This is a genomic window from Variovorax sp. FG153 (genome assembly GCF_057809595.1).
Window position 1 is genome coordinate 38,046 of the sequence record NZ_JBMDKG010000064.1, and the last position, 11,800, is coordinate 49,845.

Here is an 11,800-nt window from a genome sequence, read left to right on the forward strand (position 1 = left end):
GGCTGGGATCGCCGCCGCGGCACTGGGAGGGGTGCACTGATGCTCTCCGCCAATCCAAAGCCCAATCGCTGCAAGCACTGCAAAGAGCGCATGCCTGCAGAGCTCGCGCGGCACGTGCTGCACGAGGACTGCATCGCTCCCTTCCTGGAGGTGATGGCGCAGAAGAAGGCCGCCGCGAGCGCCAAGAAAGAACGCGCAGAGAAGCGAGTCGAGAAGGCACGCGACCGTCAGCGTCGCGAGGCCTTGAAGACCATTGCCGACCTGATCGCCGAGGCGCAGGTCGAGTTCAACGCTTTCATCAGAGCCCGTGACGCCGGCCAGACCTGCATCTGCTGCGGCAAGCCATTCGAGCCCGAGAAGCCCGGGGGCTCAGTCGATGCCGGTCACTTCCGCAGCCGTGGCAGCGCACCACACCTCCGCTTCAACGAGGACAACTGCTTCGCCCAGCGGAAGAACTGCAACCGGCCGGGCGGGACGACCTACGCGGCCTTCCGCTCTGGCGTGCTCACGCGGATCGGCGAAGAACGCCTGTCCGCTGTCGAGGCAAACCACGAGGTCCACAAGTGGACCCGCGAGGAACTGGTGTCCATCAAGACCACCTATCGCGCGAAGCGCAAGGCCCTTATCAACGCAACGCCCGTAGGGCAAGGAGACCTTTGATGAAAGAACCCATCAAAGCCGGCGACATGGCCGAGGTCATCGACGGACTGAAAGGGAAAGACAGTCCCAATCTCGGATTGGTCGTCAAGGTGCTTCATTGCGTTGGCGAGCACTCGAAGTACGGGCGCATCTGGCGATGCGATGCGGAGTTCGCGGCCCGAGGCCAAGAGGGCAGGGACGTGCCCGGCGGCATGGCGGACTTCGCTCAGTCCTGGCTTCGCAAGATCGAGCCGCCAGCGGGAGCAGCCGAGCCCAAGGAGCTACAGAAGGAGCGGGAACATGGACATGCGTGAGGCTTTCACGGCGGCGTACATGGCGGCATGCAAAGGTCGGGCGGCTGACAAGAATGAAGAGGGCTTCTACTACGCATGGGCGTTGTGGAAGGCCGGCGCCAAGTACGAGCGAGAGCGCATCGCGGCGCAGATCGTCCAGCTGCGTGATTCCCATTGCGCAGACACCGCAAAGGGCAATTCCGAATCGGCTTGCAGACCCGATGGGCTGGGGTGCGATTTCGTGACCGCCTGGAATGATGCCATCGACATCTCGCTGATGCGGTCCCGCGCCAACCTCGAAGACGGCGCTTCGCTATGGCCTGGCCTGCGCCCCATGGGCTTCGAGGAGCCCAAGGCATGAGCCGCGACCAGCACGAAGCCGTGCGCGCCGTCTTCGATCAAGGCTGGGGCCACCCCGCCATCCGCATCGAACTGCAGCCTATGCGGCCGGCGACCGCCTTTGTCGCCAACCAAGACCGAACCACCATCACCGTCGAGCCCATTGCAGTGGTGGATTTCTATGCAGACGAGAAGGAGGACTCTCATGACGATCACTGACCGCTACGCCACCGCTATCCGCTCGTCTTGCCTGACGGTCGACGCTCGCACCACCTACAGCGATACAGACGTGCTCGGCGCCATGGGCCTGGCGCACCGTGACCTGTCCCAGGGCATGACGTGGTCGAAGGGCAAGCAGGTCCCGATCCCGAAAGCCGAGCTTGCGGTGCCGCTCGAGCGCCTGTTCATGGGCGACAACAGCGCGGTGCAGGAAATCGTCGAGATCCTGGTCCAGTGGCTCCGCGGCAAGGCGCCGGCACTGCGTCTGAAGATGACGACCGTCCAGTGCGCCGACATGGCGAAAGCCTGCCTCGCGTGGCACCGGGACAGCGTCTGCAAACACTGTGGCGGCCACGGCCAGGGACTCATCAAGGGCAGCACCACCCTCGGCGGCGCTATCTGCAAGCACTGCAAGGGCACGGGGCAGGTCCCGTTCGAGAAACAGTTCCGTCACGAGCACCGCGACCTCGCGCGCTGGCTGGTGGGCGAGATGGAGCGGGAGCAGGGGCGCGCTGGCCCGGCGGCGATGCGGAAAATTGCCGCTTCTCTGGCGATCTGACACTGGACGAAAACCCCTTTCGCGGCGGAATATTTTCGTGTACAGTGCGCCCACCTGTACATAGCCGACGTGTCGTCGGTAAAGCAATAGAGCAGGCCCGCCCTTGATGGCGGAGCCACCTCCAAAATTCTCAAAGCCGCCCACCGAGGCGGCTTTTTCATTTCCGCGAGTCGCCCGTGGGGGCAGGAGGTCTTCCAAGCCGCCGTTGCGGGGTTCGACTCCCCGGGTTCGCTCCAGGTTTCGGTGACAGCCGGCTGGAAGATGTCGAAGCGCCTGCTTGAGAGCCAGCGCCGGGCCAGGTCTGGCCCACAGGACCAAGCGCCAGCCGCCGCCCGGATCGCCGGGCTTCCGAATTCATCCCTTCGAGTGCTTTCGTCCCGGCAAGCAGCGTTCCCTTCTTGCTGCCTTCCGCTGGGTTGCTCGAGCTCTAGCAGTTGGGTGAGCCATAACCCTCTGCCCCGTGTCCGCCGCCGGCTGACCACTCCTCACTCTCCAGAGGAAGCCGGCGGCGTGTCCGGCCCGCTATCCTCTAGGGAGGAGGTGGGTATGGAGAGCTGGGGAAAGTTTCTGGCGACGGTGATTGCCAGTAGTGCGGGGACGGCCACATTGCTTGCGCTGGCTGTTTGGCTATTCAAGGGCCAAATTGGACACTGGCTCAGCAAAGACTTGGAGTCGACGAAGGCCCGTCATCAGCGCGAACTTGAGGCGTACAAGGTCAGCCTCATATCGGACTCTGAGCGCTCCAGGGCGCAGCAGGAGATCAAAAAGGCGATCGCGCTTCGCATTGCAGAGAAGCAGTTCGCAGCGCTAGATCGTCTACACCGCGCGGTCGCAGGTCATGCGGATCTCGCTTCGGATTTTCTTAGGAAGACGGTGGCTCTTGAAGATCGGCATGCCAAGCCGGTGCAGGCGGCGATGAGCGAAATCATTCAGGCCAACCGGGATGCGGCCATCTTTCTCTTGCCCGAAGAGGGAAATCTGGTCGAGGCACTCGACGATGCTTTCCAGGATACGATCTTGGCGCGTGTCGATATGGAGAAGCCTCCGACGCAATCCGAAATTCGTGTGTTAGAAGCGCCACTTTTCGCGGCGCAAGAGGCCGTGAATGCGATGGTGCGCCGAAAGATTCGGTCGCTGCTGGAGATGAGCGAGTCGCAATAGTCGGCCGGGGTCACAACACGAGCGAGCGGCTCTCTCGCTTGAGTTGGATGGATCTTGGGGGCGCAGAATGCCGAAGAAGAGTCCTCCCGCCTTCCCGGCGCGCCCGTTCCCGCCGCTGAACCTGGACTGCTTCAAGCCTGCACCCGAGGTGCTGGACTGGATCGGCCGGGAAATCCTCGCCGAGGACGGGCGGATCCACAACTCGGACCACGCGCACCTGATCGACGCCGACCTGGAGATCCTCTGGGCTCCCACCGGCTTCGCCAAGCAGATGCGCAAGGTCATCGGCCAAGCCGAAGAGGTCATGATCCGTGCCGGCGGCTGGCAGAAGATGCGCCAGGAAGAGCAGTTCATCGGCTGGTTCGGCCGGGTCCCGACCTTCGTCATCACCTTGGACGCCAGCTACTGCGCCGAGTGCTCGGATGCCGAGTGGTGCGCCCTGGTTGAGCACGAGCTCTACCACCTCGACCACAAGAAGGACGAGTTCGGCGCGCCGGCCTTCACGAAGGAAGGGCGTCCCAAGCTCGGGCTTCGAGGCCACGATGTCGAGGAGTTCGTCGGCGTGGTTCGGCGCTACGGGGTGGGCGACCCGAACGGCGCAATCGCCCAGTTGGCGCGCGCCGCGGGCAGCCGTCCGCAAGTCGGGCAGTCGAACATTGCCGGCGCATGCGGGACTTGCCTGCTACGCGCCGCCTGAGTTTGACGAGCGTTTTAAGGAATCGAGACATGGCAGCACTCACCGCTGACGTGAAGCTGTTCATCGTCCAGGCCCTGGCCTGCTTCGACTCGCCAAAGGTGGTCGCCGAATCGGTAAAACAGCAGTTCGGCATCGTCGTCAGCCCCCAGCAACTGCAGGCCTACAACCCTGCAACGGTGGCCGGCGAGCGTATGAGCGACAAGCTCAAGATCATCTTCGCGGAGACCCGGAAGAAGTTCGTGGAAGATGTCTCCACGATCCCTATTGCCCACCAGGCCTACCGGCTGCGGGTGCTGGAGCGGATGCTTCAGAAGGTCGAGGGGCAGGGCAACGTCGCGATGGTGTCGCAGTTGCTCGAGCAGGCCGCCAAAGAGTCGGGCGGCGCATTCACGAACAAGACGAAGCTCGAGCACAGCGGCGAGATTCGTCACCCCGAGTTGAAGCTGGTGCTGCATGGAACTGCACCTCCACCCGCGGCAAACTGAGGCGTTCCTCTCCACAGCGACGGAAATCCTGTACGGAGGCGCGGCCGGCGGCGGTAAGAGCCACCTGATGCGGACGGCGGCGATTGCGTGGTGCACGGCGATTGCTGGGCTGCAGGTCTACATCTTCCGTCGCATCTCCGACGACCTGGCGAAGAACCACATGGAAGGCCCGACGGGCTTTCCCGCCATGCTGTCGGAGTGGATAGAGCAGGGGCACGCGAAGATCAACTGGTCCAAGAACTCCATCGAGTTCTGGAACGGATCGAAGATCCACCTCTGCCATTGCCAGTACGAGAAGGACCGGTTCAAGTACCAGGGCGCGGAAATCCACGTCCTGATGATCGACGAGCTGACGCACTTCACGGACGTGATCTACCGCTACCTGCGCGGCCGGTGCCGCCTCGGCGGGCTCCGAGTGCCGGCGCAGTACATCGGGCTGTTCCCGCGGATCGTGAATGGCTCCAACCCTGGGGGCGTGGGCCACAACTGGGTCAAGGCGACGTTCGTCGACCAGGCCGCGCCGATGGTCATCACGCAGATGGGCAAGGAGGAAGGCGGCATGCGCCGCCAGTACGTGCCCGCGAAGTTGGCCGACAACCCGACGCTGGCCGAGACGGACCCGGACTACATCGACCGCCTGGAAGGACTTGGAAACGCCGCGCTGGTCAAGGCGATGCGCGATGGCGACTGGAACATCATCGCTGGCGGCATGTTCGATGACCTCTGGGATCAGGACAAGCATGTCCTGCGGCCGTTCGCGATTCCGACGACCTGGCGTATCGACCGCGCTTTCGACTGGGGCAGCAGCAAGCCGTTCTCGGTGGGTTTCTGGGCGGAGTCGGACGGGACCGAGGCCATCATGGCGGACGGTACGAAGCGCGCTTTCCCGCGCGGGACGTTGTTCCGGATCGGGGAGTGGTATGGCTGGAACGGCCGCCCGAATGAGGGTCTGAAGATGAGCGATGCGGGCATCGCCGACGGCATTGTGGTCCGGCAGGTCGACATGGGCCTGCAGGAGCGCATGAGGCCGGGCCCGGCCGACAGCAGCATCTTCGACGAGACGAACGGCGACAGCCCCGCCAAGATCCAGGAGCGCCACAAGGTGCGCTGGGAGAAGGCGGACAAGTCGCCCGGGTCGCGCAAGCGCGGCTGGCAGCTGATGCGCGGCAGGCTACAGGCGGCGCGCGCTGAGCGGATGGAAGAGCCTGGGCTCTTCGTGTTCGACACCTGCAGGCAGTTCATCCGGACGATCCCGGTTCTTCCGCGGAGCGACCGCGATCCCGATGACATCGACACCGAGGCCGAGGACCACATCGGCGATGAGACGCGCTACCGCGTGCTGGCGGTGAAACCCGGAGCAATGACCATGAAGCTGAGCTCCGCAACCAACGCCTGACCGATGACAACTGACGTTTCCTTCAGCCGCATCCCTGCCGACGCCTCCGAGCGCTGGCGGACCGTGCGCGACGTCGTTTCGGGCGACCAGGCGATGCGCGTCGGCGGATACCTGCCGTACCTGAATGCCAGCGACAAGAGCGAGGACAACCGCGCACGAAACAAGGCCTACGTCGAGCGCGCGGTGTTCTACAACGCTACCGGGCGGACGCTGGATGGGCTGCTGGGCCTCGCGTTCCGTCGCGACCCGCGGCACAACCTGCCGACCCAGCTCGAGTACCTGCTGAAGGACGCAGACGGTCGCAAGAACAGCATCTACCAGCAGTCGCAGGCGACGGTTTCGAACGTGCTGGAGGTCGGCCGCCATGGCCTCTACGTCGACTTCGACGAGAGGCTGGCCCGCCCGGTCATCAAGGCCTACACGGCCGAGGCGATCATCAACTGGCGCTTCGACGGGCAGCTCACGCTTGTGGTCCTCAAGGAGTGCATCGAAGAGCCCGAGGGCTTTGGGCTAAATCCGGTTTTCCAGTACCGTGAGCTGGCGATCGAAGATGGGAAGTGCATCTGCCGCATCTGGCGAGACGCTGGCAAGGGGATGACGCTGATCGAGCAGATTGCGCCGCGATCCAGCGCCAAGGCGCTCGACTTCATCCCATTCCAGTTCGTCGGCAGCCGGAACAACGATTCCGACATCGACGACTCGCCGCTCTACGACCTGGCGCGGCTCAACGTGGCGCACTACAGAAACTCGGCCGACTACGAGGACAGCGTCTTCTTCGCCGGCCAGGCGCAGCCCTACATCGGCGGCCTGACCGAGGAATGGCGTGACCACATCGAGAAGGAAGGCAAGGCCTACATCGGGTCGCGAAATCCCTTCCTGCTGCCTGAGGGCGGCACGTTCGGATTCGCGCAGCCCAGCCCGAACACCCTGGTCAAGGAGGCAATGGACCAGAAAGAGGCGCAGATGGTCGCGATGGGCGCCCGGCTGCTCGACCAGACGCGCGCCGCGGTGACGGCCACGCAGAACGAGAACGACAAGGAGGCATCGACCTCGGTTCTTTCGATGTGCGTCTCGAATGTGAACGAGGCCTACCAAACAGCCATCGGCTGGTGCGGCTGGTATCTGAACATCACCGTGGCCGAGGATGCTTCGTACAAGATCAGCCAGGAATACACCAGGGCCAAGATCGACGCGCCGGTGGTCACGTCGCTGGTGGCCGCCTGGCAGTCGGGCGCGATCGCGAAGCCGGACCTGCGGGCGTACCTGCGGGCCGAAGGGGTCATTGCGGCGGAGCGGACAGATGAGGAGATCGAGGAAGATCTTGAGCTTGAGGGGCCGGCACTGGGCGCCATGGGAGGCGAGGGCGGCGGACAATGACGCCGCAGGAAGTTGCCGCGGCGAAGGCGGTTCTTGACCTCACGATTCGGCATGCAGTTGCCCTGCAGCGATATTCGAATGGGCAGGTCCAGCGAATCCTTTCGATCCTGAACCGCGCCGATGCCGACGTCTTTGCGGCCCTTGCGGAGGCGCTGGAGCGCATGCCGGCAACGGGCGGGACGGTGGAGTTCCTAGAAGACCTTCTAGGGAGCGTCCGAGTGCTGAATGGCCGTGCTTACCAAGACGCACAATCCGCTTTGAATGCTGGCGCACGCGACCTCGCGGCTAGTGAGGCGGGGTTCCAATACAACCTCTACCGTTCCCATGTTGGGGCGGGTGTCAGCATCACGGCTGTGACCGCCGAGCAGGCCTGGGCGGCCACCTACAGTCGTCCTTTTGCCGGGAAGCTGCTTCGGGAAGCGATTGCGGAGCTCGGGCCGGAACGGGCCAAGCGCATTCGCGACGCTGTTCGCATGGGCTATCTGGAGGGAAAGCCCACGTCACAGATCGTCCGAGAGTTGCGTGGGACGCGAGCTCGAGGGTACGTCGAAGGCTTCGTCGAAGTGGATCGACGGCGGCTAGAGACGATGGTGCGGTCCGCACTGAGCCACACTGCGGCGAGCACTCGCGACAGGTTCTTTGAGGAGAACTCAGACGCTCTTGAGAGCCAGATGTGGATCAGTACGCTCGATGGCAAAACAAGTCCGCCGTGCATTGCTCGGTCCGGCAAGCGCTACACGATAGGTGAGCATCCCAAGCCGATCGGGCATCTGGTGCCCTGGTGCACTCAGCATGGTTGTGGCCCGGGCAAGATTCACTACAACTGCCGAAGCACAGGCATTGCTCTCCTGCCAGGCCAGACGCGCCTATTCGGGACACGCTCGAGCGCAGATGGCCCAGTAGATGCCAACATGACCTACGGGGAGTGGTTGAAGACCCAGCCCGCGTCCGTGCAAGATGAGGTTTTGGGTGCCAAGCGCGGGAAGCTTTTTCGAGACGGCGGGCTCACGATCGACAAGTTCCAGAACGATCGGGGCGATTGGCTGTCCCTCGATCAACTGGAAGCGCTGAACAAAAAGGCATTTGAAAAGGCGGGGCTCTAGAATCTTGGCGTGACCCGCCTCAAGCTCGTTCCGCCCGCCGAACCGTCTCCCTTCGAGAAGGTGCGTCAGCGTGTCAAGGCGATGCCGAAGCCAGGGTTCCTGCTCCAGTGTCCGCGCTGCGGCGGTCGTGAACTGATCGAGACGAAAACCGGAGTGCTTTGGGAAAACGGAAAGGCCAAGGGCGGCACGAAGCAGTATCTCTGCGCCAACTGCCACATGCGTGGCGAAAGAGTGGTTGTGGGATGAGTGCCGTCCAGTTGCAATCCGCGATGGCAATGGTCTACAGCCTGGGTGGCGTGACGATTCGTCGCTATGCCGATACAGGCGATCTCTACAAAGTGATTCTGACTTGCTTCGACCCCGACTTGGTAGTCGGCATCCTCAGTCCCGGCTCCCCATTCGACATAGTTGAGCCCGGAAAGGAGACGCGCTTCTTTTCGGTAGCGGCGGTGCCGACTCGCTGGAGAGATGGTGAATTGCTGCTTGTGCTCCGCCCGTAACTGTCCGGTAGACATATCGAACCCGCTGCACGTAAGTCCAGCGGGTTTTCTTTTTCCTCAAGCCCGGTGATGCCGGGCTTTTTTCATCCCGGCCGAAGGCCATCACCAACCCAGCATCCCAAGGGGATCAACACATGCCACTCTGGAAACAACGCCTCTTCGCCCGTCTTCAATCTCCCGATCCCGATGGGGGTGGTGGTGGCGGCGGACCCGAAATCACCCCCGAGATCCAGGCCATCATCGACACCAAGATCAGCGAAGCTGTGACTGGCCTCAAGTCGAAAAATGGCGAGCTGATCGCCGCGAACAAGGAGATCAAGACCAAGTTCGAGGCGCTGAACTCGCAGTTCGAAGGCTTTGACCTGGAGGCCGTCAAGGGTCTCCTGACGAAGGCTCAGACGGACGAGGAGACCAAGCTCCTGGCCGAGGGGAAGATCGACGAGGTGTTCAATCGGCGCACGGAGCGCTACCAGAGCGAGACGGCGAAGCAGCTCAAGGCCAAGGATGACGAAATCGCACGTCGCGATGCCGCCAACCAGAAGCTCGCCGGCCGCGCGCTGTCCGATGCCATCATGAAGGCCGCCACCAAGGCCGGCGCGCTGCCTGAGGCTCTCGAGGACATCGTTCTTCGTGCCAAGAGCAGCGGCTGGTCCGTCAACTCCGACGGCGACGTGGTCGCGGTCAACGGTGAGGACGTCGTCCTCGGCAAGGATGGCAAGACCCCCTTGACGCCCATCGAGTGGGCGGAATCGCTGCGTGAAAGCGCAGCACACCTGTGGCCCAAGGCCCAGGGAACTGGAGCGCCTGGCTCCGGCGCCTCGGGCGCATCCGGCAAGAAGTCCATCACCCGCGCTCAGTTCTCGTCTCTACCTCCTGCGGACCAAGCAAAGGCCGCGCGGGAGATGACGATCACCGACTAACCCGCGGTTTCACCCTGCACGGCCCGCCATGAGCGGGCTTTCTCTTTTCTGAAAGGCCAATCATGGCAAACACCCTCACCGGCATCATCCCGACCCTCTACGAGGCCCTCAACGTCGTCTCGCGCGAGATGGTCGGCTTCATCCCCGCGGTGCGCCGCGACTCCAACGCTGAACGCGCTGCCGTCGGCCAGACCGTGCGCGTCCCGCTCGGCGAGGCCGGCGCTCTGGAGGACATCACCCCCGGCGTGAACCCGGCCAACAGCGGCGACACCACGGTCGGCTATGTCGACGTGGCGATCACCAAGTCGAAGGCGGCCCCGGTCCGCTGGAACGGTGAAGAGCAGCGCGCCGTCGGCACCACCGGCGTCTACAACCAGGTCCTCGCCGACCAGTTCACGGACGCCATGCGCAAGCTTGTGAACGCCGTGGAAGTCGACCTGGCCATCACCGCCAAGCTCGGCGCCTCGCGGGCCTACGGCACGCCCGGCACGACCCCGTTCGGCACGGCCGGCGACCTGTCGGACTTCGCCGGCGTGCTGAAGATCCTCGAAGACAACGGGGCGCCGAAGACCGACCTGCAACTGGTGCTGGGCTCCGCTGCCATGATGAACCTGCGCGGCAAGCAGAGCGTGCTGTTCAAGGTCAACGAGGCCGGCTCGAACGACATGCTGCGCGACGGCATGACCGACCGCGTGCAGAGCTTCGCGCTGCGCAACTCGGCAGGCATCGCGCTGCACACCAAGGGCACCGGCGCAAGCTACGTTACCAGCGGCGCCACCGCGGCCGGTGTGCGCGACATCGCCCTGGTGACCGGCACCGGCACGGTCCTGGCGGGCGACGTCGTGACCTTCGCGGCCGACACGGCGAACAAGTTCGTGGTCGGCACCGGCATCGCTGCTCCCGGCACCATCTCGCTGAACCGGCCGGGTGCGCTTATCCAGATCCCGACCGCCAACGCGCTCACCGTGGGCAACTCGTACACGCCGAACGCTGCCTTCGCACGGAACGCGATCGTGCTGGCTGCCCGGGCTCCGGCCGTGCCGGAGGGTGGCGACTCGGCGGATGACGCCATCACCATCACCGACCCGGTGACGGGCATGACCTTCGAGGTGCGGGTGTACCGCCAGTACCGCCAGGTCAAGTACGAGGTCTGCCTGGCCTGGGGCACGGCCGCGGTCAAGTCCGAGCACATCGCCACCCTGATGGGCTGATGCATCGCCGGGGGCTTCGGCTCTCGGCCTTCCCCAAACCAACGGAGATAGATCATGTCCGATATCGAACTGATTCCGGTGTCCAAAGGGCCCGACTACATCGAGGTGCATCCTTCCACGCTGGCGGGTCACAAGGCGGCCGGGTGGGTCGAATGCGAGAAGCGTGAATTGCTGGACGGCGCGCCGGGCGAGGGCGGGCAGAAGGCCATGACGGCGGCCGAGATCAAGGAGGCGCTGACCGCCAAGGGCATCGAGTTCAAGGGCAACGCCAGTAAGGCGGACCTGCAGGCCCTGCTGGACGGTGCGCCGGGCGAGGGCGCCTAAGCCATGGCCGACGTCACCACCGGCTACGTTCCGGGGCCGGGAGGCTTCTATAAGGCGGACGATCGATCGGGGCCCTATGCCATCGACTCGTCCGGGACGCCGGTACTGATCGGTGCGGGCGGCGGTGCTGGCGGCTCGGTCACCGTCACGAATTTCCCGGCGACGCAGCCCGTTTCGGCCGCTGCACTGCCGCTGCCCACGGGCGCGGCCACCAGTGCCGCCCAGACCACGGGCAACAACTCGCTGTCCAGCATCGACACGAAGCTCCCGTCCCAATCCACCGGTGCGGTTCCCGTGGAGACGATCAAGCAGGCGCTGGTGGCGCGACAGCTTGCGGCAGCTGCCTCGAGTGGCTCCAGCGCCAACACAGCGCTGACCACGACCTGCCGGCGCATCAGCATCTACGCCCGCGGTGCCGATATCAGGTACGCGATCGGGTCGAGCTCGCAGACAGCCAGCGCCACCACGCACTTCATCGCGGCCGGCGAGCGCCTGGACCTCGCAGTGCCGGCCACACCGAACATCGCGGTGCTCGGCGCCACCCTGACCACTGGCACGCTGGAAGTCACGGAGCTCT

Annotated in this window: 17 protein-coding genes; all 17 read left to right on the plus strand. The window is 64.2% G+C overall.

The genetic code is table 11. The annotated features are described in order from the left end of the window. The first annotated feature begins 39 nt into the window (after positions 1-39). Positions 40-660, plus strand: a complete 621-nt coding sequence (locus tag ACODT0_RS38725; protein ID WP_489043749.1) for a recombination protein NinG — start codon at positions 40-42, stop codon at positions 658-660. After that, positions 660-953 carry a hypothetical protein gene (locus ACODT0_RS38730; protein WP_489043750.1) on the plus strand — a complete coding sequence of 98 codons (294 nt, stop codon included), beginning with the start codon at positions 660-662 and terminating at the stop codon, positions 951-953. The genes ACODT0_RS38725 and ACODT0_RS38730 overlap by 1 nt, the downstream gene beginning before the upstream one ends. Continuing rightward, a complete protein-coding gene (locus ACODT0_RS38735) occupies positions 940-1,293 on the plus strand; it encodes a hypothetical protein (RefSeq protein WP_489043751.1) in 354 nt (117 codons plus the stop codon). The genes ACODT0_RS38730 and ACODT0_RS38735 overlap by 14 nt, the downstream gene beginning before the upstream one ends. After that, positions 1,290-1,490, plus strand: coding sequence for a hypothetical protein (locus ACODT0_RS38740; protein WP_489043752.1), 201 nt, complete (start codon positions 1,290-1,292; stop codon positions 1,488-1,490). The genes ACODT0_RS38735 and ACODT0_RS38740 overlap by 4 nt, the downstream gene beginning before the upstream one ends. Further along, a complete protein-coding gene (locus tag ACODT0_RS38745) occupies positions 1,477-2,049 on the plus strand; it encodes a hypothetical protein (protein ID WP_489043753.1) in 573 nt (190 codons plus the stop codon). Before ACODT0_RS38740 ends, ACODT0_RS38745 begins: the two co-directional genes overlap by 14 nt. A 546-nt stretch (positions 2,050-2,595) precedes the next feature. Next, positions 2,596-3,210: a hypothetical protein gene (locus ACODT0_RS38750; RefSeq protein ID WP_489043754.1), complete on the plus strand. Its 615-nt coding sequence runs from the start codon at positions 2,596-2,598 to the stop codon at positions 3,208-3,210. Positions 3,211-3,277: 67 nt separating this feature from the next. Next, a complete protein-coding gene (locus ACODT0_RS38755; RefSeq protein ID WP_489043755.1) occupies positions 3,278-3,907 on the plus strand; it encodes a putative metallopeptidase in 630 nt (209 codons plus the stop codon). Positions 3,908-3,936: 29 nt separating this feature from the next. Next, positions 3,937-4,392: a DUF2280 domain-containing protein gene (locus ACODT0_RS38760; RefSeq protein WP_489043756.1), complete on the plus strand. Its 456-nt coding sequence runs from the start codon at positions 3,937-3,939 to the stop codon at positions 4,390-4,392. Beyond that, complete coding sequence (locus tag ACODT0_RS38765; RefSeq protein ID WP_489043757.1) at positions 4,361-5,788, plus strand: terminase large subunit domain-containing protein; 1,428 nt, start codon at positions 4,361-4,363, stop codon at positions 5,786-5,788. Before ACODT0_RS38760 ends, ACODT0_RS38765 begins: the two co-directional genes overlap by 32 nt. 3 nt (positions 5,789-5,791) lie before the next feature. Further along, positions 5,792-7,165, plus strand: a complete 1,374-nt coding sequence (locus ACODT0_RS38770) for a DUF4055 domain-containing protein (protein WP_489043758.1) — start codon at positions 5,792-5,794, stop codon at positions 7,163-7,165. Beyond that, positions 7,162-8,268 (plus strand): phage minor head protein, encoded by a 1,107-nt coding sequence (locus tag ACODT0_RS38775; RefSeq protein WP_489043759.1) that lies wholly within the window; start codon positions 7,162-7,164, stop codon positions 8,266-8,268. Before ACODT0_RS38770 ends, ACODT0_RS38775 begins: the two co-directional genes overlap by 4 nt. 9 nt (positions 8,269-8,277) lie before the next feature. Beyond that, complete coding sequence (locus ACODT0_RS38780) at positions 8,278-8,514, plus strand: hypothetical protein (protein ID WP_489043760.1); 237 nt, start codon at positions 8,278-8,280, stop codon at positions 8,512-8,514. Beyond that, positions 8,511-8,768: a hypothetical protein gene (locus ACODT0_RS38785; RefSeq protein WP_489043761.1), complete on the plus strand. Its 258-nt coding sequence runs from the start codon at positions 8,511-8,513 to the stop codon at positions 8,766-8,768. The genes ACODT0_RS38780 and ACODT0_RS38785 overlap by 4 nt, the downstream gene beginning before the upstream one ends. 134 nt (positions 8,769-8,902) lie before the next feature. Continuing rightward, entirely contained in the window at positions 8,903-9,688 is a 786-nt protein-coding gene (locus tag ACODT0_RS38790) for a hypothetical protein (RefSeq protein ID WP_489043762.1), read from the plus strand. A gap of 62 nt (positions 9,689-9,750) precedes the next feature. Beyond that, the gene (locus tag ACODT0_RS38795; protein ID WP_489043763.1) at positions 9,751-10,899 is read left to right on the plus strand and encodes a major capsid protein; all 1,149 of its coding nucleotides are present in this window, start codon (positions 9,751-9,753) and stop codon (positions 10,897-10,899) included. Between the two features lie 54 nt (positions 10,900-10,953). Next, positions 10,954-11,223: a HeH/LEM domain-containing protein gene (locus tag ACODT0_RS38800; RefSeq protein WP_489043764.1), complete on the plus strand. Its 270-nt coding sequence runs from the start codon at positions 10,954-10,956 to the stop codon at positions 11,221-11,223. Between the two features lie 3 nt (positions 11,224-11,226). Beyond that, on the plus strand, positions 11,227-11,800 hold a 574-nt coding region (locus tag ACODT0_RS38805), incomplete at its 3' end, for a hypothetical protein (RefSeq protein ID WP_489043765.1).